General features: G+C 71.7%; 17 protein-coding genes and 1 pseudogene. 10 read left to right on the top strand and 8 right to left on the bottom strand.

Annotated elements, in window-relative coordinates:
- Positions 1–18 precede the first annotated feature (18 nt).
- The 4 genes from pheA to IF83_RS0109955 all read left to right on the top strand — a co-directional run bounded on the left by pheA (position 19) and on the right by IF83_RS0109955 (position 4654).
- Positions 19–954, top strand: a complete 936-nt coding sequence (gene pheA / locus IF83_RS0109970; RefSeq protein WP_030543733.1) for a prephenate dehydratase — start codon at positions 19–21, stop codon at positions 952–954.
- A gap of 607 nt (positions 955–1561) precedes the next feature.
- Positions 1562–2839 carry a serine--tRNA ligase gene (gene serS, locus IF83_RS0109965; RefSeq protein WP_030543732.1) on the top strand — a complete coding sequence of 426 codons (1278 nt, stop codon included), beginning with the start codon at positions 1562–1564 and terminating at the stop codon, positions 2837–2839.
- Positions 2836–3672 (top strand): HAD family hydrolase, encoded by an 837-nt coding sequence (locus tag IF83_RS0109960; protein WP_051722625.1) that lies wholly within the window; start codon positions 2836–2838, stop codon positions 3670–3672. The genes serS and IF83_RS0109960 overlap by 4 nt, the downstream gene beginning before the upstream one ends.
- Before the next feature lie 247 nt (positions 3673–3919).
- Positions 3920–4654 carry a hypothetical protein gene (locus tag IF83_RS0109955; protein ID WP_030543730.1) on the top strand — a complete coding sequence of 245 codons (735 nt, stop codon included), beginning with the start codon at positions 3920–3922 and terminating at the stop codon, positions 4652–4654.
- Positions 4655–4840: 186 nt separating this feature from the next.
- On the opposite strand, the gene IF83_RS0109950 is transcribed toward IF83_RS0109955, so the two are convergent.
- Genes IF83_RS0109950 through IF83_RS0109935 form a run of 4 tightly spaced genes read right to left on the bottom strand, consistent with a single transcriptional unit; the run spans position 4841 to position 8432 of the window.
- Entirely contained in the window at positions 4841–5560 is a 720-nt protein-coding gene (locus IF83_RS0109950; protein WP_030543729.1) for an ABC transporter permease subunit, read from the bottom strand.
- 31 nt (positions 5561–5591) lie between these two features.
- The gene (locus IF83_RS0109945; protein ID WP_030543728.1) at positions 5592–6509 is read right to left on the bottom strand and encodes an ABC transporter ATP-binding protein; all 918 of its coding nucleotides are present in this window, start codon (positions 6507–6509) and stop codon (positions 5592–5594) included.
- Positions 6506–7426, bottom strand: a complete 921-nt coding sequence (locus IF83_RS0109940) for an ABC transporter permease (protein ID WP_051722656.1) — start codon at positions 7424–7426, stop codon at positions 6506–6508. Before IF83_RS0109940 ends, IF83_RS0109945 begins: the two co-directional genes overlap by 4 nt.
- Positions 7416–8432: an ABC transporter ATP-binding protein gene (locus IF83_RS0109935; protein WP_051722655.1), complete on the bottom strand. Its 1017-nt coding sequence runs from the start codon at positions 8430–8432 to the stop codon at positions 7416–7418. The genes IF83_RS0109940 and IF83_RS0109935 overlap by 11 nt, the downstream gene beginning before the upstream one ends.
- A gap of 194 nt (positions 8433–8626) precedes the next feature.
- Between IF83_RS0109935 and IF83_RS0109930 the strand changes: the two are divergent.
- The 4 genes and pseudogenes from IF83_RS0109930 to IF83_RS0109915 form a co-directional block, all read left to right on the top strand.
- Positions 8627–9544 (top strand): annotated as a pseudogene (locus tag IF83_RS0109930) (alpha/beta fold hydrolase); the annotation flags it as partial.
- Between the two features lie 30 nt (positions 9545–9574).
- Positions 9575–10033 carry a hypothetical protein gene (locus IF83_RS0109925; RefSeq protein WP_030543724.1) on the top strand — a complete coding sequence of 153 codons (459 nt, stop codon included), beginning with the start codon at positions 9575–9577 and terminating at the stop codon, positions 10031–10033.
- Between the two features lie 230 nt (positions 10034–10263).
- A complete protein-coding gene (locus tag IF83_RS0109920) occupies positions 10264–11166 on the top strand; it encodes an LLM class flavin-dependent oxidoreductase (protein WP_030543723.1) in 903 nt (300 codons plus the stop codon).
- Between the two features lie 315 nt (positions 11167–11481).
- Positions 11482–12393: an HAD hydrolase family protein gene (locus IF83_RS0109915; RefSeq protein ID WP_030543722.1), complete on the top strand. Its 912-nt coding sequence runs from the start codon at positions 11482–11484 to the stop codon at positions 12391–12393.
- A 173-nt stretch (positions 12394–12566) separates the two neighbouring features.
- Here IF83_RS0109915 and cydD read toward each other — a convergent pair whose 3' ends face one another.
- The 4 genes from cydD to hisC form a co-directional block, all read right to left on the bottom strand.
- The gene (gene cydD / locus IF83_RS0109910; protein WP_037679385.1) at positions 12567–16154 is read right to left on the bottom strand and encodes a thiol reductant ABC exporter subunit CydD; all 3588 of its coding nucleotides are present in this window, start codon (positions 16152–16154) and stop codon (positions 12567–12569) included.
- A 51-nt stretch (positions 16155–16205) separates the two neighbouring features.
- On the bottom strand, positions 16206–17207 hold the full coding sequence (gene cydB, locus IF83_RS0109905; RefSeq protein WP_030543720.1) for a cytochrome d ubiquinol oxidase subunit II: 1002 nt from the start codon (positions 17205–17207) through the stop codon (positions 16206–16208).
- Between the two features lie 16 nt (positions 17208–17223).
- Positions 17224–18747 carry a cytochrome ubiquinol oxidase subunit I gene (locus IF83_RS0109900; protein ID WP_030543719.1) on the bottom strand — a complete coding sequence of 508 codons (1524 nt, stop codon included), beginning with the start codon at positions 18745–18747 and terminating at the stop codon, positions 17224–17226.
- A 222-nt stretch (positions 18748–18969) separates the two neighbouring features.
- Entirely contained in the window at positions 18970–20040 is a 1071-nt protein-coding gene (gene hisC, locus IF83_RS0109895) for a histidinol-phosphate transaminase (RefSeq protein ID WP_030543718.1), read from the bottom strand.
- A 388-nt stretch (positions 20041–20428) separates the two neighbouring features.
- Between hisC and IF83_RS0109890 the strand changes: the two genes are divergently transcribed.
- Positions 20429–21532, top strand: a complete 1104-nt coding sequence (locus tag IF83_RS0109890; protein ID WP_030543717.1) for a LacI family DNA-binding transcriptional regulator — start codon at positions 20429–20431, stop codon at positions 21530–21532.
- A 304-nt stretch (positions 21533–21836) separates the two neighbouring features.
- A complete protein-coding gene (locus IF83_RS0109885) occupies positions 21837–22874 on the top strand; it encodes a metallophosphoesterase (RefSeq protein WP_394297309.1) in 1038 nt (345 codons plus the stop codon).
- Positions 22875–22974: the final 100 nt, after the last annotated feature.

Raw genomic sequence — 22974 nt, 5'->3', positions numbered from 1 at the left:
AGAAGGAGCCCCGCAGCGATGTCCGTCAGCCGCTATACGTACCTGGGCCCCGAGGGCACCTTCACGGAGGCCGCGCTCAGGACCCTGCCGGAGGCGGCCACGCGCGAACTGGTTCCCATGGTCTCCGTCCCGGCCGCGCTGGACGCGGTGCGGTCCGGCGAGGCGGGTGCCGCGCTGGTGCCGATCGAGAACTCGGTCGAGGGCGGGGTGACCGCGACGCTCGACGAACTGGCCACCGGCAAGCCTCTGATGATCTACCGCGAGGTGCTGCTGCCGATCTCCTTCGCCCTGCTCGTCCGGCCCGGGACCGAGCTAACCGGCGTGAAGACGGTGACCGGGCACCCGGTGGCGCAGCCGCAGGTCCGCAAGTGGCTGGCCGCGCACCTCCCGGACGCCCAGTGGGAGTCCGCCGCCTCCAACGCCGACGGGGCCCGGCTGGTGCAGGAAGGCCGGTACGACGCGGCCTTCGCGGGAGAGTTCGCCGCCGCGACGTACGGGCTGGAGCCGCTGGTCACCGATATCCACGACGCACAGAACGCGGTGACCCGCTTCGTACTCGCCGGCCGGCCCGCCCGGCCCGCGGCGCGGACCGGGGCCGACAAGACGTCCGTGGTGATCTGGCTGGGCGACGACCATCCGGGCGCGCTGCTGGAGCTGCTCCAGGAGTTCGCGGCCCGCGGGGTCAACATGATGCGCATCGAGTCGCGGCCGACGGGTGAGGGGATCGGCCGGTACTGCTTCTCGGTGGACTGTGAGGGGCACATCACGGACCGCCGGGTGGGCGAGGCCCTGATGGGTCTGAAGCGGATCTGCCCCAAGGTGCGCTTCCTGGGCTCCTATCCGCGCGCCGGTGTGAGGCCGGAGGAGTTGCCGCCGCTGCGGCACGGCACCACGGACGAGGCGTTCTCCGCCGCCTCCGACTGGTTGGCGCGCTGCCTGGACGGGCGGAACTGAGCCCGGCGCGAAGGCGGCCGGGTCGTCAGGGCGCCGGGGCGTCGGGGCGTCGGGAACGTCGGCACCGTGAACAGGCTGTGCACAGCTCGCCGAGTTATCCACAGGCCGGGCTCGCCGCCTGGGGACAAGTCGACACGACGGTCAGACATAGTCGACAAAAAGCCCCATCGGCTCCACATCACCCCACAGCACCCTCGATCCCTTTTCGTCAGCACAATTCTTTGCGGGAACTCTTTGGAGTGAGGCATTACCGCCCGAAAGAGTGTGTGGAATAGGTTTGAGAGGGGAATCCATCGGCCTGCACGGAAGGTGCCGGAATGATCAATTCCGACTTCCACAGTTCTCGCGCACACCCTGTGGATAAAGTCCCCGCCCCCGCCCCCACCTGTGGAAAACCCACCGGGCGAAATGCCCGCCTCCGACTCCCCGGCCCCGCCCCCGACCGGCCGCGTTCACCGCCGAATCACCCGGGACCGCGTAGCGCGGGCAACCACCGGCGCCATTCCAGCCCCGCTCGAGAATTTCCGCCTTTCGGAAGAAAAGGGACAAAACGCTCCAAGGGATATCGGAGTCGAGTACCGGGGGTCCGCACCGGTAGCCTGGAGCCGTGATTGACCTTCGCCTGCTCCGTGAGGACCCCGACCGTGTCCGCGCGTCCCAGCGCGCCCGTGGAGAGGACGTCGGCCTCGTCGACGCCCTGCTCTCCGCCGATGAGCGGCGCAGGTCGTCCGGCGTCCGCTACGACGAACTCCGCTCCGAGCAGAAGGCGCTCGGCAAGCTGATCCCCAAGGCCTCCGGTGAGGAGAAGGCGGAGCTGCTGAAGAAGGCCGGCGAGCTCTCCGCCGCCGTCAAGGCCGCCGACGCCGAGCAGAACCAGGCCGCCGAGGAGACCCAGCGCCTGCTGAGCGGCCTGGGCAACCTCGTCCACCCCGACGTGCCCGTCGGCGGCGAGGACGACTTCACCGTCCTGGAGACCATCGGGACGGCGCGCGATTTCGAGGCCGAGGGCTTCGCGCCGAAGGACCACCTGGAGCTCGGCCAACTGCTCGGTGCGATCGACGTCGAGCGCGGCGCCAAGGTCTCCGGCTCCCGCTTCTACTACCTGACGGGCGTCGGCGCCCTGCTGGAGCTGGCGCTCGTCAACGCCGCCATCGCGCAGGCGACCGAGGCCGGCTTCATCCCCATGCTGACCCCGGCGCTGGTCAAGCCGCGTGCCATGGAGGGCACCGGCTTCCTGGGCCAGGCCGCGGAGAACGTCTACCACCTGGAGAAGGACGACTTCTACCTGGTCGGCACCTCCGAGGTCCCGCTCGCCGCCTACCACATGGACGAGATCCTCGACGCGGAGCGGCTGCCGCTGCGCTATGCGGGCTTCTCGCCCTGCTTCCGCCGCGAGGCGGGCACCTACGGCAAGGACACCCGCGGCATCTTCCGCGTCCACCAGTTCGACAAGGTGGAGATGTTCTCCTACGTCGCCCCGGAGGACTCCGAGGCCGAGCACCGGCGGCTGCTGGAGTGGGAGAAGCAGTGGCTCACCGGCCTGGAACTGCCCTTCCGGGTGATCGACGTGGCCACCGGTGACCTGGGCGCCTCCGCCTCCCGCAAGTTCGACTGCGAGGCCTGGATTCCGGCGCAGGGCAAGTACCGCGAGCTCACCTCCGCCTCCAACTGCACCGAGTTCCAGGCGCGCCGGCTGTCGGTGCGGATGCGCGACGGCAAGCACGTCCGCCCGCTGGCCACGCTCAACGGCACGCTCTGCGCCGTTCCCCGCACGATCGTCGCGCTGCTGGAGAACCATCAGCGGCCGGACGGCTCGGTCCGCGTCCCGGAGATGCTCCGCCCCTATCTGGGCGGCCGCGAGATCCTGGAGCCCGTGACCGCGTGAGCGCCCCCGCCACCGCCCGCCCGGACACCCCGGGCGGGCACCTCCCGTACCGGCTGATCGCCACCGATCTCGACGGCACCCTGCTGCGCGGCGACGACACCATCTCGCCGCGCTCCCGGGACGCGCTGGCCGCGGCCACCGCCGCGGGTGCCGCGCACATCGTCGTCACCGGCCGGGCGGTGCCCTGGGCGCGGCACGTCCTCGACGACCTGGGTTACCGGGGGCTCGCGGTGTGCGGGCAGGGCGCGCAGGTCTACCACGCGGGAGAGCACCGGCTGCTGACCTCCGTCACCCTCGACCGGCAGCTCGCCGGGCTGGCGGTCGCCAAGATCGAGGCGGAGACCGGGCCGCTGGCCCTGGCCGCGAGCCGGGACGGACTGGACGGGGAGGTGCTGGTCGGCCCGGGCTACCGGGCCGAGGGGCCGCTGCCGTACCTCACCTTCCAGGACATGGACGAGGTCTGGTCCGCGCCGCTCAACAAGCTCTACATCCAGCACCCGGAGCTGGACGACGACTCACTCGCCCGGGTCGCGCGCACCGTCGCCGGGCACTTGGTGGGCGTGGTGATGTCCGGGGCCGGCATCGTGGAGCTGCTGCCGCTGGGACTCAGCAAGGCCACGGGGCTCTCCCTGGCCGCCCGCCGGCTCGGGCTGCGGGCGGCGGACACCATCGCGTTCGGCGACATGCCCAACGACATCCCGATGTTCGGCTGGGCCGGCTACGGCGTCGCCATGGCCAACGCGCACGCCGAACTGAAGTCCGTAGCCGACGAGATCACCGCCTCCAATGACGAGGACGGCATCGCCGTCGTCGTGGAACGCCTCTTCGGCTGAACTCCGGGTTCCGCGGTCTCCGCCTCCGGCCGGATCTCCGGCCGCGCGTGACCGCCGCACCGGCGGCTCGTTGGCCACCGTGCGTGGAGGCAACTGGAGTTCGAGACGTCGAGAGTGCGTGAAGTGGCGGATTGCCGGGCGGCAGAACCGGTCATCGAGTACGTGGTTACGTGAGCAGCCTTCGCTCCTGGCCCCTGGATACGGGCAGGTTCCTCATCCGTTCCGGAACGAAGGGGGAGGCACTCTCATGCCACCCGAATCCGTACTGCTCGAATCGCGCGCGCTCCGCGACAGCCTCGCCGCGCGCACGAACGTTCTCGGCAAGGTCAAGGTCCTGTCGATGCTGCCGGACGGCCTGCACGTCACGACGCGCATGGTCGCCGGGTACTTCGAGGTCGGCGAAGACGTGATCCGGCAACTCGTGGCGCGCCACCGCACCGAGCTGTCATCCAACGGCATGGCCACGCTCCGAGGCGCTGACCTGCGCCGATTTAAGCAGGACATCCTGTCACGCCATCCAGGAGGAGGTTATCCACAGCCCAGGTCGAACCTGGGGATCTTCACCCGCCGTGCTGTTCTCAACGTGGCGATGCTGCTGCGCGACAGCCCTGTCGCGCGTGAGGTCCGCCGGTACCTCCTCGACGTCGAGGAGAACCACGGCACTCCGCGCACCCGGACGAATCCGTCCCAGGACCGCTCGCTCGAAGCCAGGGTGACCGTCGTCGAGTCCTGCCTCGCCGATGTCGGGGCTGCGCTGCGCGATCTCGGTCCGGTACTGCGCCGGACCTCCGACCGGCTGGACCGGATCGACGAGCGGCTCGACATGATGGACCGCCGCATCGCCGTCATGGACCGGCGGCTGGACAACACCAACGAAGTCGTCTGCGCGATGAGCGAGCGCATGGCCGGCATGGACATCCGGCTGCGGCAGCTCCAGCAGGAGACGGCGGGCTGCCCGCGCCCGCGGGGCGGTCGGCGCTGACCGGTCGTCCCCGTCCGGGCACGGCCGGGGCCGGGGCGCACACCCCTCGGGTGCGCGCCCCGGCCTGTCCCGTTCCCAGCCGTCCCGCGGTGCTGGTCCCGCCGGCTCTCGTTCCCGTGCCCGTTGTCCGCGTCCCCGAGTCCCGTCCGTCGCCGACGTCCGGAGTCCGCGTCCGGATCCCTCGGCTCACTCCTCCCCGGCCAGCTTCAGGACGCGCAGTTTCTGCCCCGCGTACCAGGTGGCGGTGCCCGTGACGACGACCAGGAGCACCACCGCCGTGACCGGACCCACGTCGGAGGTCACCAGCCCGCCGTCGGCGGTCTTCTGCGCGAGGGCCAGCGCCCACTGCTGCACGCTGAGGGTCCGGGCCCCCTCGATCAGGCTTCCGAACAGCGATTCCCACACCAGCGCGTAGACGAGTCCGGCGACGACGGCGTGCCGGGTGACCGTGCCGAGCAGCAGGAAGAGCGCGCTGTAGGCGACGGAGGCGACCGCTGCGGCCAGCGCGTACGCGACGGCGATGTTCTGGCTGTTGCCGTTGAGGACGAAGCCGGCGATCAGCGTGGGCACCGCCGAGAAGACGACCGTCACCCCGATCGCCACCAGCAGTTTGGTGAAGATGATCGTGGGCCGCTTCACCGGTTTGGCGAGCAGGTAGACGATCGAGCCGTCGTCGATCTCGGGACCGATCGCCCCCGTACCGGCGACGACACCGATCAGCGGGACCATCGTGGCGAGGGCGAAGCCGCCCAGCACGTCGGCGGCGATCTGGTCGTCGACTCCGGTCAGTTGGCGCACCGCCACCGCGATGAGCAGCAGCAGTGCGGGGAGGAGGAAGAGGATCAGCGCCCGGCGGCGGCCGAGCAGGCCCCGGTAGGTGAGCCGGGCGACCGTGGAGTTGTACATCGGTTCGGGCTCCTTCAAGCCGCTGGGCCGCTCAGGCCGTTACGAGGTAGGAGAAGACGCTCTCCAGGGACTCGTCGGAGGGCGAGACCGTGAGGAGCCGGATGCCGTGCTCGCGGGCGACCCGCGGCAGCAGTTCGGTGAAGCGGGGGAAGTCGACGGCCTGGACGTGCAGGGCCCCGTCCGCCCGGTCGATCTCGATCCCGGCCGTGGACGGGTCCGCGATCAGCGCGGCGGCGAGGGAGCGGTCGTCGCTGGACCGGATGAGGTAGCGGTGCGGGCGGTCCGTCATCAGGCGGCGGATCTTCCGGAAGTCGCCCGAGGCCGCGTGCCGGCCGGCGACGATCACCTCGATGTGCTGGGCGAGTTGCTCGACCTCCTCCAGGATGTGCGAGGAGAACAGCACGGTGCGGCCCTCGTCCCCCATCCGCCGGAGCAGCTCCATGAGCTGCATCCGCTGGCGCGGGTCCATGCCGTTGAAGGGCTCGTCGAGCAGCAGGACGGACGGCTCGTGGACCAGCGCGGAGGCCATCTTCACGCGCTGCCGCATGCCCTTGCTGTACGTGGCGATCTTCCGGTTCTCCGCGTACTCCATCTCGACGGTGGCGAGCGCCTGCCGGGCCGCCCCGCGAGGGTCCTTCAGCCCGTGCAGTTCGGCATTGGCGAGCACGAACTCGCGGCCCGTCAGGAAGTCGTACATGGACTCCCGTTCGGGCACGATGCCGATCCGCCGGTACACCCCCTCGTTGCGCCAGACCGCCGCCCCGTCGAGGGTGACGGCGCCGGTCGACGGGGCCAGGAAGCCGGCCATCATGTTGATGAGGGTGGACTTCCCCGCGCCGTTGGGCCCGAGCAGGCCGGTCACACCGGGGCCGATGGCCATCGTGATGTCGTTGACGGCGACCACGTTGCCGAACCAGCGGGACACATGGTCGATCTTGAGGGTGGTCACAGCCCGGCCTTCCGGTAACGGCGCATCAGCAGCGCGTACGAACCGGCGATCAGCCCGAGGACCACCGCCGGGTAGACGATTCCGGCGAGCGCGCCGGACGGCCCCTCGCCGCCGGGGAAGGCGGAGTCCGCGCCGAGGAACAGCGACTGCGCGCCGTCGACGAGGGTGACCGGCGAGAACAGGCCGAGCCAGCCGATGGCGTTCTCGCTGCCCTGGTCCCAGGCGATCGCCTGGACGGTGCTGACCGCGCCGTAGGAGATGGTCATCACGGCGATGACGGCGGCGACGCCGAAGCCCCGGCGGGGGGTCAGCGCCGCGACCACCAGTCCGATGCCCGCGAAGAGCACGGACAGCACGGCCACCGAGGCCAGTCCCTGGCCGAAGCCCTTGGTCTGATCGGCGAAGTCCAGCTCGGCCAGCAGCGCGCCCGCGTAGAGGATGACGAGCGGCGCCGCGGTGAGCAGGAAGAGGGCCGAGGCCATCGCCGCGTACTTCGCGAGCACATAGTCCACCCGTTCGATCGGGCGGGAGAAGTAGAGCGGCACGGTGCGGAACCGCAGGTCGCGGGAGACGGACTGCGGCGCCTGGGCGGCCAGATAGAGGCCGATGACGGCCTGGAGGTAGATCGCGTACCGCGTGTATTCGAGCGGCAGTTCCTTCATGTCGGTCGCCACGGCGACCGCGACGATGATGCCCGCCGGCAGGCACATCACCGCGAACAGCAGCATCGGCAGGACCTTGGACTTCGCCGACCGGCCGAGCCCGTACGCGCCGCGCAGGCTCTGGGAGAAGAGGGAGAGCCGGGCGTAGGAGCGCCCGAGGCGCGGGCCGTCGTAGCGGCGGTAGCCGATGTTGTGGATGCGGGTCGGGTCGGCGGACGGGGCCGCCGCCGTCGGCGTCATGCTCTCAGGCGGCATCGCGGCCACCTCCGTTCCGTCCGTCCGTGCTGCGGGTGTGCGGCTGGGCGGAGGGGTCCGGCCCCGTGGGCGCCGGCGGCTCCCCGGGACGGAAGACCTCCGCGATGTGGTGGCGGCGCTGTTCCATGCGCACCAGGCCGAGCCCCAGTCCGGCGACGGTGTCGCGGACCGTGTCGTACGTCGCGTCGCCCTCCGCGTCCAGGAGCAGCACCCGGCCCGCGCCCGGCGCGTGTCCCCCCGCGGCGTGGCGGACGCCCGCGCGGGCGAGCGCCTCCGTCAGCGCGGCCGTGCCGTCGGGGTGCCGTTCGGTGTCCGTGACCTCGACCGCGATGACCGCGGTCTTCTGGGTGAAGTCGCTGGTGGAGCTGGAGCGCAGCAGGGCGCCGCCGTCGATGACGACGACGTGGTCGCAGGTGCGTTCGAGCTCGCCGAGGAGGTGGGAGGTCACCAGCACGGAGATGCCGAAGTCGGTGTGGACCCGCCGGATCAGGGCCAGCATCTCGTCGCGGCCGACCGGGTCGAGGCCGTTCGTCGGCTCGTCCAGCAGGACCAGCCTCGGGTCGTGGACCAGCGCCTGGGCGAGTTTGACCCGTTGCTTCATGCCGGTCGAGTAGCCGCCGATGGGCCGGTACCGCTCCTCGTAGAGGCCGACGTGGCGCAGGGTGTCGGCGGTGCGCTCGCGCGCCGCGGCGGGCGGCAGCCCCGATATCCGGGCCATGTGCACGACGAACTCGGTCGCGGACACGTCGGGCGGCAGGCAGTCGTGCTCGGGCATGTAGCCGACCCGTTCCCGGATGGCACTGCCCTCGCGGGCCACGTCGTGCCCGAGGACGGCAGCCCGCCCCTCGGTCGCCGGGGACAGTCCGAGCAGGATCTTGATCAGAGTCGACTTACCGGCCCCGTTGGCACCCACCAGACCGGTCACGCCCGGGCCGATGGTCATGGAGAGCCGGTCGAGCGCGGTCACCTTGGGGAACCGCTTGCTGAGGCTTTCGGTCACGATCACAGTCACGGCAACGACGGTAGTGGTGCGGGCCACACCGGGCGTCAGCCCTGACGGCTGTCTCCGTGTCCGTCTCCAGGTGTAGGGACCCGTAAGGGCTGTACACCTAAGTTGTTACCATTGGTAACGTCGCGGAGTGCGGAGAAGCCGGGAATCCGGGAAACGCACGGCTCCGCGAGGCCGGAAGGCGGTGCCGGATGACCGGTGACATGCGCGAACACTGGGTGCGGGGCGGGGACGGCGTACGGCTGTGCGTGTCCGGGCTGGGCGATCCCGGGCAGCCGGTGGTGATCCTGGTGCACGGCTATCCGGACAGCAAGGAGGTCTGGACCGAGGTCGCGCTGCGGCTGGCCGACCGGTTCCACGTCGTCCGCTACGACCTGCGCGGCTGCGGGCGTTCCTCCGCGCCCCGGCCGCTGCGCGGCGGTTTCACCCTGGAGAGGCTGACCGCCGACTTCCTCGCCGTCGCGGACGCGGTGAGCCCCGGCCGGCCCGTCCATCTCGTCGGCCACGACTGGGGCTCGGTGCAGGGCTGGGAGTTCGTCACCACGGCCGCCGCGGACCGGATCGCCTCCTTCACCTCGGTCTCCGGCCCCTCGCTGGACCACTTCGGCCACTGGGCCGCACGGCGCCGCGGCGGGGCGCTCGGCGCGCGCGGCGTCCGCGAACTGCTCGGCCAGCGCCTGCGCTCCTGGTACGTCAACGCGCTGCACACGCCGGTCCTCCCCGAGCTCGCCTGGCGCGGGCCGCTCGCCCGCCGGTGGCCCGGCATCCTGCGCCGGCTGGAGAAGCTGCCCGCCGACGGGTACCCGACTCCGTCCCTGGCCCGCGACGCCGCCCACGGTGCGTGGCTCTACCGCGACAACTTCCGCTCCCGGACCCGCCGTCCGCGCGGTGACGCGCGCGCCCGCGTGCCCGTGCAGCTCGTCGTCCCCACCGGAGACGTCTTTCTCTCCGAACACCTCTACGACGACCTCGACCGGTGGGCGCCCCGGCTCGTGCGCCGGCGCGTGGACGCGGGGCACTGGGTGATCCGGACCCAGCCGGAACGGATCGCGGACTGGATCGCCGCGTTCGCCTCGGAAACCAGTGCCTCCTCCGGCGCTCCGGCCACGGACCCGCCGGCCGGCTGACACACTCGGAGCGTGGAGCCGCCCTCTCAGCTGCCGAGTACCGAGGCCGCCGTCACCGCCATCCGGGAGATCGCGCGGGAGTTTGAGCTGGCGGTACGGGTCACCGACGACATCGGGGCCGACCGCTCGGCCCGGCGGACCGCTGCCGGGGCGTTCGCCGTGACTGACGAGGACGGCTCGCTGCCGCACGAGGCCCTCGTCGAGCTGTCCGGCTCACCCGGGGTGGAGGTCGAGCTGTACTCGGAGGGCGACGCCAGGATCGCCGTCGACGGTGTCGAGTTCCACGACCTCCCGCGCGACGTGGTGCCCGGCTTCCTCCGCTCCGTGTACGGGGGAGCGGCTTACGTGAAGGGACGCTTCCTCCCGCCGGGTTACTGGCTCGTCGTCCCGCTGCCGGGAGGCCCCGACTACAGGGAACTCGTGCTCTCCGGGCCGCTCTTGTCCCCCTGGCTGAGCCGGTCGGTCCGCTGAGGCAGACGGCTCGGCGGAGGCGGACGGCTCGGCGGAGCCTCGCGGGCCGGGGCCCGCAGGCGCCGCCACCCGGACCGGCCCCCGCGGCGCCGCCCCCGGCGGGCACCGACCGGCCTCGCGCTCGGGGCCCTGCGGGTCGCGCCCGCTGCCCTGCGGGACACCGGAAGGCCGGCGAGCCCGGCCGGGACCCGCGCGGCCGGGGGCGGCCGGAGCGGACGTAGGCTCGGCTCATGAGCCCCCGCCTGAGCACCGTGATCCTTCCCGTCGACCGCTGGAACGAGGGCGGCCGTGCGAAGTGGCAGCGCGCCGAGGAGCTGGGCTTCCACGCCGCGTACACCTACGACCACCTGTCCTGGCGGTCCTTCCGCGACGGCCCCTGGTTCGGCGCCGTGCCCACGCTCACGGCCGCGGCCGCGGCGACCGGCCGGCTCCGCCTGGGCACCCTCGTGACCTCACCGAACTTCCGGCACCCCGTGACGCTGGCCAAGGAGCTGATCTCGCTCGACGACATCTCGGGCGGGAGGATCACCCTCGGCATCGGGGCGGGCGGCAGCGGCTTCGACGCCACGGCGCTGGGACAGCGGCCGTGGACTCCGCGCGAGCGGGCGGACCGTTTCGGCGAGTTCGTGCCGCTGCTGGACCGGCTGCTCACCGAGGGCGCGGTCTCGCAACGGGGCGAGTTCTACGCAGCCGAGGAGGCGAGGAACCTCCCCGGCTGCGTCCAGCGGCCCCGGCTCCCCTTCGCCGTCGCGGCGACCGGCCCGCGAGGAATGCGGCTGGCCGCCCGGCACGGACAGGCGTGGGTGACGACGGGCGACCCGAAGCTCTACGAGACCGGCACGCCCGAGCAGTCGGACGAGGCCCTGCGTGGCCAGCTCGGGAAACTCGCCGCTGCGTGCGCGGAGCTCGGCCGCGACGTGACGGAGCTCGACAAGGTCCTGCTGACCGGCTTCACCCCGGACCGGGCCCGTCCGCTGGAGTCCCTGGACGCCTTCGTGGACTTCGCGGGGCGCCACCAGGAGCTGGGCTTCACCGAGATCGTGGTGCACTGGCCGATCCCCGGCTCCGATTTCGCCGCCGACCTCACCGTCTTCGAGAAGATCGTCACCGAGGCGCCCGCGCAGCTGGGCTGACGCGGACGGCACCACGCCGCACCCCGCGGAAGTCCGGTGGGACGGGGGTCTGTGGCCGTTCCGGGGAGTGCCGGGCCCGGAGCGTGCGCGGAAAGGTTCGCCATCGCCGGGCGGGGAGCGCGGTGCCTGCGGCTGCGGTGTGACTGCTGGTGTGCACGAGAAGGGTGTGCCCGAGAAGGCGGGGAACCCGACCGGGTCCCGGCCGTACGGCCCCGCACATCGGGTGCGCAAGTGACCACAGGAGTCGCACGGCGGCGCGCTCTGTGCCCCCTGTGACGCTCCCTTGTGCGTACCGTCGCACGCCTGTGCGCGCATATGCGCGAAGATGGAGGGGTGACCTCAGCTACCGAGCGGCCCGAACCGCACCACCCGGCCCCCGCCGGAGCCGGTGACCCGGCCTCCGCGACCGGGCCCGTACGGCTGATCGCCACCGACCTCGACGGCACCCTGCTCCAGAACGACAAGACGGTCTCCGACCGGACGATCGCCGCCCTGGCGGCCGCCGAGAAGGCCGGCATCGAGGTCTTCTTCGTGACCGGCCGGCCCGCGCGCTGGATGGATGTCGTCAGTGACCATGTGCACGGCCACGGCCTGGCGATCTGCGCCAACGGCGCGGCCGTCGTCGACCTCCACCAAGGCGGTCTCGTCGTGGAGGTCCGTCCCCTGCGGCGCCTCGCCGCGATGGACGTGGTCGGCGCGCTGCGCGTCGCGGCGCCCGGCACCTCGTTCGCCGTCGAACTGACCACCGGGCTCCACTACGAGCCGGACTACCCGCCGTTCCACTCCGACCCCGGGTCCACGGTGGACGCCGCCGAGCGGCTCCTCTCCGAGGACGCCTGGCACGCGGAAACGCCCGTGCTCAAACTGCTGGCCCACCACCCGGGCATGCCTCCGGACGACTATCTCGCCCTGGCCCGGGAGACGGCGGGCGCGCACGCCTCGTTCACCCGGTCCAGTCCGACCGCGCTGCTGGAGATCAGCGGTCTGGGAGTCAGCAAGGCCTCCACGCTGGCGCAGTGCTGCGCGGAGCGGGGGATCTCCCCGGGCGAGGTGGTGGCCTTCGGCGACATGCCCAATGACCTGGAGATGCTGAACTGGGCGGGCCGCTCCTACGCGATGGCCAACGCCCATCCGTCGGTGCTGGCCGCCACCTCGGCCCGTACGGCCGCCAACACCGAGGACGGCGTCGCGGTCGTCATCGAACGCATCCTGGAGGAACAGGCGTAGCACCGCCCCGGCGGCGCCCACACCCTTCGCCGGCCGCCTGCCCGCGAGCCACCTGCCTCTGCCCCGGTCGTCCTCCCGTATCCGGTCCTCCGCACCGCCCCGGACGCCGGCCTGTCGCCGGCGCCCCTGTCCTCCTGCACCGCGCCCGCCGCGGACCGCTCCGTACGGCGTTCTCAGCGTGAGGCCGGAGCGGCCTCCGGTTCCGGCAGTTCCCGGGACCGCCGGGCACCGGCCGTGTCCGCCGCCCGCTCCCGCTCCCACATCCGCCGGAAGGGCCCCTCGGCGGCCGCCAGCTCCTCGTACGTCCCGCGCTGGACCGCACGCCCCCGGTCCAGCACGACCACCTCGTCGACGGCCTCCAGACCCGTCAGCCGGTGTGTGATCAGTACGGTCGTCCGGCCCTCGGTCGCCGCGAGCAGATCGGCCGTGAGGGCGTCCGCCGTGGCCAGGTCGAGGTGCTCGGCGGGCTCGTCGAGCACCAGTACGGGAAAGTCCGCGAGCAGGGCCCGGGCGAGAGCCAGCCGGCGGCGCTGACCGCCGGACATCCGGGCGCCGTGCTCGCCGACGAGGGTGTCCAGACCCTCGGGCAGACCGTCCACCCAGTCGAGCAGCCGGGCGCGCGCCAGGGCGGCGCGCAGCTCGGGCTCCCCGGCGGACGGGCGGGCGAGCCGCAGATTCTCCCGCAGCGAGCTGTCGAAGATGTGCGCGTCCTGCGCGCAGAGCCCGACCAGCCGCCGTACGGCGTCGCCGTCGAGCGCGGTGGCGTCGGCACCGGCCAGGGTGTAGCGGCCGGACTCGGGGTCCAGGAAGCGCAGCAGCACCTGGGCGAGTGTCGTCTTGCCCGAACCGGACGGGCCCACCACGGCGATCCGGCGCCCCGGTACGAGGTCGAGGTCCAGCCCGTCGAGGGCGGGCAGCCGCTGCCCGGCGTAGCGGGCCGTCAAATCCCGCACCACCAGAGGGAACGGCGTGGCGGGCGGTACGGCGGGCTCAGCCGGCTCGCGCACCGCCTCGGGAGCGTCCAGCACCTCCCGGACGCGTCCGGCGGCGCGCCGGGCCCGCTGCTGGTGGAGCACGGCGAGCGGCAGGTCGCTGACCGCCTCGAAGGCCGCGAGCGGCAGCAGCACGACCACCGCCAGCGCCACCCCCGCGAGCCTTCCCTCGTGCACCGCCTGCACCCCGGCCCAGGCCGTGCCGGCCACGGTGAGCCCGCACACCAGCGCGGAGAGCCCGGCGCCGGCACCAGCGGCGGCGGCCGAACGGCCGGCGAGTGCGGTCAGCTCGGCGTCCGCGCGCCGGGCCTCCTCCATACGGGACCGGAGCGCGCCGGCCACCGTCAGCTCGGCGGTTCCGGACAGCAGGTCCACAACGCGGGTGGCCAGCACGCCGCGGGCCGGGGCCAGCCGGCGTTCGGCCCGGCGTGACACGGCCCCCGAGAGCAGCGGCACCCCGGCCCCGGCGGCGAGCAGCCCCAGGGCCAGCACGGCTCCCGCTTCCGGCAGCAGCCACGCGGTGAAGCCGACGGAGCCCGCGGAGACGAGCAGAGCCACTCCAACGGGCAGCAGCCGGCGCAGGAAGTAGTCCTGGAGGGAATCGACGTCGGCGACGAGCCGGGAGAGGAGGTCCCCGCGGCGGGTGGCGCGGAGGCCGGCCGGTGCCAGCCGTTCGAGCCGCCGGTAGACGGCGACGCGGAGATCGGCGAGCATCCGGAAGACGGCGTCGTGGGCGACGAGCCGCTCGGCGTAGCGGAAGACGGCACGGCCGATGCCGAAGGCCCGGGTGGCCGTGACCGCCACCATCAGGTGGAGGATGGGCGGCTGTTCGGAGGCGCGAGAGATCAGCCAGCCGGATACGCCCATGAGTCCCACCGCGCTGCCGAGCGCGAGGCTCCCGAGCACCAGCGCCAGCAGGAACCGGCCCCGCCGGGCCCGCGCCCGGCTCCGCACCCAGCGCAGGGGATCCGCGGAGTCCACCGGCCCGGCCGCCGTCCGCGGAGACGGCACCGAAGCGGGCGCCGGCGCCCCGCCCCCCTCCGCCGGCGCGGCCGGAGGCGACGCTCCGGGCGGCGGCAACGGCACCGGAGCCGGCACCGGGGCCGCGGCGGGTACCGCTGCCCCGGCCGGCCGGGGCAGCTCGACCACCCGGTCGGCGACCGCCAGCAGCGCCGGCCGGTGCACCGCCATCAGCACGGTGCGGCCCGCCGCCAGCCGGGCGACCGCGGCCACGACGGCCGACTCGCTCTCGCCGTCCAGGTTCGCCGTCGGCTCGTCCAGCAGCAGCACGGGGCGGTCGGCGAGAAAGGCGCGGGCGATCGCGATCCGCTGCCGCTGGCCGGCCGAGAGCCCGGCACCGCCCTCCCCGAGAGTGGTGCCGAGCCCTTCCGGCAGGGCGGCGACGAAGTCCAGGGCGCCCGCGTCGCGCAGCGCGTCCCGTACGGCCGCGTCGTCCGCGCCGGGCCGGGCCAGCCGTACGTTCTCGGCGACCGTTCCAGCGAAGAGGAACGGGTGCTGGGGAAGCCAGGCGATCTGCCGCCGCCAGCCGTCGAGGTCCACGGTGGAGAGGTCCGCGTCCCCGAGTAGCAGCCGCCCCTCCGCCACCTCGGCGAAGCCCAGGACCGCGTGGAGCAGGGTGGTCTTTCCCGACCCGCTCGGGCCGGTCAGCGCGACCGTCTCACCGGGCCGGAGGGTCAGGGTGGTGCGCGGCAGCGAGGGATCCGCGCGCCCGGGGTGCCGGACGACCAGACCGTCCACCCGCAGGCCGGAGACCCGCGCGTCGGGTGCGGGAGCCGTGCCGCCGGCGGAGCCCGGCGGCGTTTCCAGGACGGCGAACACCTGGTCGGCGGCGGCGAGACCTTCAGCCGCCGCGTGGTACTGCGCCCCCACCTGCCGGATCGGCAGATAGGCCTCGGGAGCGAGGATCAGCACCACCAAGCCGGTGTACAGGTCCAGGTCCCCGTGGACGAGCCGCATGCCGATGCCGACGGCGACCAGCGCCACCGACAGGGTGGAGAGGAGTTCCAGGGCGAAGGAGGAGAGAAAGGCGATCCGCAGGGTCCGCAGAGTGGCCCGCCGGTAGTCGGCGGTGATGGCACGGATCGACTCGGCCTGCGCCTTGGCACGGCCGAAGACCTTCAGGGTCGGCAGGCCGGCGACCACGTCGAGGAAGTGCCCCGACAGCCGGGCGAGCAGCTTCCACTGCCGGTCCATCCGCGCCTGGGTGGCCCAGCCGATGAGCACCATGAAGAGGGGGATCAGGGGCAAGGTCACCACGATGATCGCCGCGGACACCCAGTCCGCGGTGACGATCCGGGCCAGGACGGCGGCCGGCACCACGACAGCCAGCCCGAGTTGCGGCAGGTAGCGGGCGAAGTAGCCGTCCAGGGCGTCGATTCCCCGGGTGGCCAGCGCGGTCAGCTCACCGGTGCGCTGCGAGCTCAGCCAGCCGGGGCCGAGCCGTGTGGCATGGTCCAGCAGGCGGGTCCGCAGCTCGGACTTGACGGAGGCGCCGGCCCGGTGCGCGGCCAGTTCGGTCAGCCAGGAGACCAGGGCCCGTCCGGCGGACACGGTCGCGAGCAGCAACAGCGGCGTGGTCAGCCCGTCGGCGTCCATCCCCCGCTGGAAGGCACCCACGATCAGTTCGGCGAGCAGCACCGCCTGGGCCACCACGAGGCCGGCCCCCGCCAGCCCGAGGGCCACGGCGGCCAGCAGGAAGGTCCTGGTGGCCCGGGCGTAACGGAGCAGGCGGGGGTCGACGGGTTTCACGTGAAACAGTCCCTCGGTTTCTCAGCGCGCGTCATCGCGGCGCGCGTCTTCTCAGTGCGCGTCGGCGAGGTGCTGGGTACCGATGCGCTTGCGGAAGACCCAGTAGGTCCAGCTCTGGTAGAGCAGCACCAACGGGGTCGCGATGGCGGCGCACCAGGTCATGATCTTCAGTGTGTACGGGGTGGAGGAAGCGTTGCTGACCGTCAGGCTCCACTCCTCGTTCAGCGTGGACGGCATGACGTTCGGGAAGAGCGTCAGGAAGAGCATCGCCACGGCGGCCACGATGGTGACCCCGGAGAGCAGGAAGGCCCAGCCCTCCCGCCCCCGCTGGTTCATGACGATGGCTGCGAGCAGCGCACCGGCAGCGGTCAGCATCGCCACAAGGCTCACGGCATCGCCCTTGTCGAGCTGCGTCCAGCCCAGCCACAGCACCGCGAGCACCGCCGTCACCAGACCCACCACGGTCGCCAGCTTCCTGGCCCGGACCCGGATGTCGCCCACCGTCTTGAGAGCGACGAAGACGGCACCGTGGAAGGTGAAGAGGGTGAGCGTCACCAGCCCGCCCAGCAGGGCGTACGGGTTGAGCAGATCGAAGAAGCCTCCGACGTACTCCTTCTCCTGGTCGATGGCGACCCCCCGGACGATGTTGCCGAAGGCCACGCCCCAGAGGAACGCCGGCAGCAGCGAGGTCCAGAAGATCGCGTGCTCCCAGTTCGTCTGCCAGCGGTCCTCGTCCCGCTTGTGCCGGTACTCGAAGGCGACACCGCGCACGATCAGGGCGAGCAGGATGAGCAGCAGAGGCAGGTAGAAGCCGGAGAAGAGGGTGGCGTACCACTCGGGGAAGGCGGCGAAGGTCGCCCCGCCCGCGGTGAGCAGCCACACCTCGTTGCCGTCCCAGACCGGTCCGATCGTGTTGATCAGTACCCGGCGCTCCTTGCGGTCGCGGGCCAGCACCTTGGTGAGCACGCCGACGCCGAAGTCGAAGCCCTCCAGGAAGAAGTAGCCGGTCCAGAGGACGGCGATCAGGATGAACCAGACGTCGTACAGTTCCATGTCCAGCTCCTCACTCTCAGTACGAGAAGGCCATGGGCCGGTCGGCGTCGGCGTCGTTGCCGCCGGGGCCGGGGCCACCGATCTTGGTGGGCGGGTTGAGGTCGGCCTCCGTGAGCTCCGGCGGCCCGGCCTTGACGTACTTCACGAGAAGCTTGACCTCGATCACCGCGAGAATCGCGTAGAGCAGGGTGAAGACGCTCATGGACAGCAGCACCTCGCCCTGGGTCACCCCGGGGGAGACGGCGTCCTCGGTGCGCAGCACGCCGTAGACCACCCACGGCTGCCGGGCCATCTCGGTGAAGATCCATCCCCAGGAGCTGGCGAGCAGCGGGAAGCCGATGGTGAGCACGGCCAGCTTCCAGTACCAGGCGGTGAGCGCGGCGCCGAGTTCCCGGTTCCGGGTCAGAGCCAGGCGCGGCGGCTCCTCCTCGGTGGTGCGGAGCCGGGGAGCCAGCCACAGCTTGTTGCGGGTGAGGTAGAGGCCCACGACCCCGATGGCGAAGGAGACCATGCCGAAACCGATCATCCAGCGGAAGCCCCAGTAGGCGACCGGGATGTTGGGCCGGTAGTCGCCGGGCCCGTACTTCTCGCGCAGGTCCTCGTTCACATCGTTGATGCCCGGGACCTCGGTCTCCAGGTCGCCGTGGGCGAGGAAGGAGAGCAGTCCGGGGATCTCGATGGCCACCTTGTTGTGGCCCTCGTCGACATCGCCGTAGGCGAAGACGGAGAAGGGCGCCGGTGCCTCGCTGTCCCACAGCGCCTCGGCCGAGGCCATCTTCATCGGCTGCTGCTCGTACATCACCTTGCTGAGCTGGTCGCCGCTGACGGCGGTCAGCAGGCCGCCGACCACCAGGGTGACCAGACCGAGCCGGAGCGAGGTCCGCATCTCCGGGAGGTGCTTGCCGCGGCGCAGGTGGACGGCGGCGATGCCCACCATGAAGGCGCCGCCGGCCAGGAAGGCCGCGGTGAGGGTGTGGAAGACGACCACGATCGTCGTCTCCTGGGTGAGCACGGCCAGGAAATCGGTGAGCTCGGCGCGCCCGGACTCCTCATTGATCCGGTAGCCGACCGGGTGCTGCATCCAGGAGTTGGCGGCCAGGATGAAGTACGCGGAGAGAACGGTGCCGATCGCGACCATCCACATGCAGGCGGCGTGGATCTTCTTGGGCAGCTTGTCCCAGCCGAAGATCCACAGGCCGATGAAGGTCGACTCGAAGAAGAAGGCGATCAGCGCCTCGAAGGCCAGCGGAGCCCCGAAGATGTCACCGACGAAGCGGGAGTAGTCGGACCAGTTCATCCCGAACTGGAACTCCTGCACGATGCCGGTGACGACGCCCATGGCGATATTGATCAGGAAAAGCCTGCCCCAGAACTTGGTCGCCCGGAGGTACTTCTCCTTGCCCGTCCGTACCCAGGCGGTCTCGAGCCCCGCCACCAGGGAGGCGAGGGAGATCGTCAGCGGAACGAAGAGAAAGTGGTAGACGGTAGTGATGCCGAACTGCCATCGCGCCAGCGTCTCGGGCGCCAAGGCTATATCCACGGTCCCTCTCCTTCACATCGCGTATTCGATGCGACAGATGTCCTGCTGCCTTCCGCCCGTACGGGGGCAAACAGGAGTGCTTGTGAACGCGTTCACATTCACAAACACCAGTATGGCGCACCGTTTCCGCCACCACACAACCAGGGGGTGTGCCCTAGGGCACACCCCCCGACCTGCGAATTTCATGCCCGGAAGGCCTCTTGACCAGGCCGGGCGATGTCGCTAAAGCTCCTTGCGGAAGGCCTCCGCCGCCGCCAGCAGAAGATCGTTCGCCTCGGTCTCCCCGATGGTGATCCGGGCCCCCTCACCGGGGAACGGCCTGACGACCACACCGGCCCGCTCGCACGCCGCCGCGAACTCCGCCGTCCGCTCTCCCAGCCGCAGCCAGACGAAGTTCGCCTGCGACTCGGGAACCGTCCACCCCTGCGCCCGCAGAGCGGCGGACACCCGCGCCCGCTCCCCCACCAGCGCCTCCACCCGCTCCAGCAGCGCGTCCTCACTGCGCAGCGAGGCCACCGCCGCGTCCTGCGCCAGCTGGCTCACCCCGAACGGCACCGCGGTCTTCCGCAGCGCCGCCGCGACCGGCTCGTGCGCCACGGCGAAGCCGACCCGCAGCCCCGCCAGCCCGTAGGCCTTGGAGAAGGTGCGCAGCACGCAGACGTTCGGCCGGTCCCGGTAGACCTCGATCCCGTCCGGCACGTCCTCGTCCCGGATGAACTCCCGGTATGCCTCGTCCAGCACGACGAGGACGTCCGACGGAACCCGGTCCAGGAAGCGCTCCAGCTCCGCCCGGCGGACCACCGTGCCGGTCGGATTGTTCGGATTGCACACGAAGACGAGCCGGGTCCGGTCGGTCACGGCGTCCGCCATGGCGTCCAGATCGTGTGCCTCGCCACCGGTCAGCGGCACCTGCACGGAGGCCGCGCCCGAGACCTGCGTGATGATCGGGTACGCCTCGAAGGACCGCCAGGCGTACATCACCTCGTCCCCCGGACCCGCCGTGGCCTGGATCAGCTGCTGCGCGACCCCCACCGAGCCGGTGCCGGTCGCGAGATGCGTGGCCGGCACGTCGAAGCGCTCGGCCAGCTCGGCCATCAGCCCGCTGCAGGCCATGTCGGGGTAACGGTTGAAACTCCCCGCCGCGCCGAGGACGCTCTCCATGACCCCCGGCAGCGGGGGATACGGGTTCTCGTTGGAGGACAGCTTGTACGTGACCGGCCCGTCCCCCGCCGTGGCCGGCTTGCCCGGCTTGTAGGTCGGAATGCTCTCCAGCACACCGCGCAGCCTGGGCATCACCGGGGTCTCGGGGGAGTCCCCCCGTGGATCCGTGTGCATCGACGTCCTCCTCGACCGTGCCACTGCCATCAATGCTGCTTACCTTATGAGGATTACGGCGCCGGGCAATGGCCCGGGCAAACCGGGAGGCGCACGCTTCCCCAGGCCGCACGCCGGTGGCTCGCGCCCTGGCGCGCTTCACTCGTCCAGGTGACTTGAGACCTCTTCGAAACAAACACAGTTCACTGGGCAACAACACCTACCGGCCGCGAAGAAGCCGTATGGATCTGCCATCTGGACCCGATTCCAAGGCAGTTCACCGTCTCAGCCTTGCAGAAACGTGCCTGTTGACGGTTCATCGCCGACCCCCTTGACCGGAGGCCAGTCGCCCTAATATCGGCTGGCCATGACAGCAGCAGAGAAGCACCAGGTGAGCCGGTCGACCGGCCGTCGGCTGGGGCGGGCGGGCATCAGGGACGTGGCCGCCGCCGCCGGTGTCTCGATCACGACTGTCTCCGACGCCCTCAACGGCAAGGGCCGGCTCCCCGACGCCACCCGACGCCATGTCCGGGAAGTGGCCGAGCGGCTCGGGTACCGTCCGTCCGCCGCCGCCCGCACCCTCCGTACCGGCAAGTCAGGACTGATCGGCCTGACCGTCACGACCTATGGGGACGAACCCTTCACCTTCACCGAGTTCGCCTACTTCGCCGAGATGGCCCGCGCCGCCACCTCCGCCGCGCTGGCCCGCGGCTACGCGCTCGTCATTCTTCCCGCGACCTCCCGGCACGACGTCTGGTCCAACGTCGCCCTCGACGGCACGGTCGTCATCGACCCCTCCGACCACGACCCGGTCGTCACCGAGCTCGCCCGGCAGCGCATCCCTGTCGTATCCGATGGCCGGCCCGCCGGCTCCGTACCCGTCACCGCCTGGGTCGACAACGACCACGAGGCCGCCGTCCTCGGCCTGCTCGACCATCTCGCCGAGGCCGGAGCCCGCCGGATCGGCCTGCTCACCGGCACCACCACGGACACCTACACCCGGCTCTCCACCAGCGCCTATCTCTCCTGGTGCGAACGGGCCGGGCAGGACCCGGTCTACGAGAAGTACCCGGCCCACGACCCGCGCGCCGGAGCGGTGGCCGCCGACCGGCTGCTCGCCCGCCCCGACCGGCCGGACGCCGTCTACGGCCTCTTCGACCCCAACGGCACGGATCTTCTCGCCGCCGCCCGCCGCTACGGCCTGCGGGTCCCGGACGACCTGCTGCTGGTCTGCTGCAGCGAGTCCGCCGTATACGCCAGCACCGAGCCGCCCGTCACCACCCTTTCCCTCAAACCGCGCCGGATCGGCACCGCGGTCGTCCAGTTGCTGATCGACGCCATCGAGGGCCTGGACGACGGGCGGCGGGTGGAGCAGGTGATACCGACGGAGCTGATCGTGCGCACCTCCTCCCAGCCGCGGACCTCGCGTACGACCGTCAGCCCGCCCCGTCCGCCCGCCGAACCCGGCTGACGGAGGACCTGGTCCGGCACACCGGGGAGAACGACCACCGCGGCCACCGCCATTGCCCTTGCCGCCGCCACTGTCACGACCACCCGGGCAATTCGGTGCAAAATCCCGGCGTTCCCGCCATCACGGCGATTGCCGGCTCCCTGGTGCGTCACAACCCACGAGCGGCATTCCTATGATGGGCGCACGACACCGCGGACCCCTTGACCACGAGGGGCCTCCCCACCCTGAGGTGGGGCGAGTGCCTCCGCCCGCAGCGGGGAGGCAGGTCCGACCGGTGCACGGCGGCGCGATGGTGGAGGGGTCGATGATCCAGGGGGCCGGTCAGGGACCCGCGGTGCGGGGCATGATGGTCATGCCGGTGGTGCCCGTGAACGCTGCGGTACCGCCGTACGCGACCGACGAGGGCTACACCCCCACCGAACGAAATCTGCCGGTGGTCGGCCGCGCCCCGGCCCCGGACGTGCCGACGGTCTCCCTCACCCCGGTGCCCGAGCCCGGGCCCGGCGCCGCGCCCGCGGACGGCCCCGGCCCGCTGTACGTCGTCGGCGACGTACACGGCTACCTCGACGAACTGCGTGCGGCCCTGCTCGCCCAGGGGCTGATCGACGCCCAGGACCGCTGGGCCGCGGGCAACACCCGCCTGTGGTTCCTCGGCGACTTCACCGACCGCGGCCCCGACGGCATCGGGGTCATCGACCTCGTCATGCGGCTCTCCGCCGAGGCCGCCGCGTCCGGCGGCTACTGCAAGGCCCTGATGGGCAATCACGAACTGCTGCTCATCGGTGCCAAGCGCTTCGGCGACACCCCGGTGTCCTCCGGTGCGGGAACCGCCTCGTTCCACGCCGCCTGGCTGCTCAACGGCGGGCAGCGCAACGACATGGACCGCCTGCAGGATCACCATCTGCAGTGGATGTCCCGGCTCGACGCGATGGCCGAGGAGGACGGCCATCTGCTCGTCCACTCGGACACCACGGCCTACCTCGACTACGGCGATTCGATCGAGGCCGTCAACGACGCGGTGACCGAAACCCTGCAGCGCGCGGACGCCGAGGAGTGCTGGGATCTGTTCCGCAAGCTCACCAAGCGCTTCGCGTTCCGCGACCAGGGGGGCGCCGAGGCCGTCCGCGAGCTGCTCGGGGCCTACGGCGGACAGCGCGTCGTCCACGGCCACAGCCCGATTCCGTATCTCACCGGTCAGGTGGGCAGCGAGGACGGCGAGGACAGCGGCGCGCCCGCCGTCGACGGACCGCACGTCTACGCCGACGGGCTCGCCATCGCCATGGACGGCGGCGTCACCATGGCCGGAAAGATGCTGGTGGCCCAACTGCCGCTGCCGGGCTGAGGATTACGGGCTTCGCGGGCTGGGCAGGTAGTCAGGTCCACGGTGGTGTCAATTTCCGGCAACACCCTGTCATCGCGCACCATGGGCGCTCTACCATCGG

The sequence above is a fragment of the Streptomyces albus subsp. albus genome (assembly GCF_000719865.1).
Lineage (GTDB): Bacteria > Actinomycetota > Actinomycetes > Streptomycetales > Streptomycetaceae > Streptomyces > Streptomyces albus_E.
This window is presented reverse-complemented; position numbering and strand designations above follow the sequence as displayed.

Coding starts and splice junctions, on each gene's coding strand:
- IF83_RS0109885 (WP_394297309.1), top strand. CDS start 21,837: ATGATCCAGGGGGCCGGTCAGGGACCCGCGGTGCGGGGCATGATGGTC.
- cydB (WP_030543720.1), bottom strand. CDS start 17,207: ATGGAACTGTACGACGTCTGGTTCATCCTGATCGCCGTCCTCTGGACC.
- IF83_RS0109920 (WP_030543723.1), top strand. CDS start 10,264: ATGAGCCCCCGCCTGAGCACCGTGATCCTTCCCGTCGACCGCTGGAAC.
- IF83_RS0109915 (WP_030543722.1), top strand. CDS start 11,482: ATGCGCGAAGATGGAGGGGTGACCTCAGCTACCGAGCGGCCCGAACCG.
- IF83_RS0109890 (WP_030543717.1), top strand. CDS start 20,429: ATGACAGCAGCAGAGAAGCACCAGGTGAGCCGGTCGACCGGCCGTCGG.
- pheA (WP_030543733.1), top strand. CDS start 19: ATGTCCGTCAGCCGCTATACGTACCTGGGCCCCGAGGGCACCTTCACG.
- IF83_RS0109940 (WP_051722656.1), bottom strand. CDS start 7,426: ATGCCGCCTGAGAGCATGACGCCGACGGCGGCGGCCCCGTCCGCCGAC.
- hisC (WP_030543718.1), bottom strand. CDS start 20,040: ATGCCCAGGCTGCGCGGTGTGCTGGAGAGCATTCCGACCTACAAGCCG.
- IF83_RS0109955 (WP_030543730.1), top strand. CDS start 3,920: ATGCCACCCGAATCCGTACTGCTCGAATCGCGCGCGCTCCGCGACAGC.
- IF83_RS0109950 (WP_030543729.1), bottom strand. CDS start 5,560: ATGTACAACTCCACGGTCGCCCGGCTCACCTACCGGGGCCTGCTCGGC.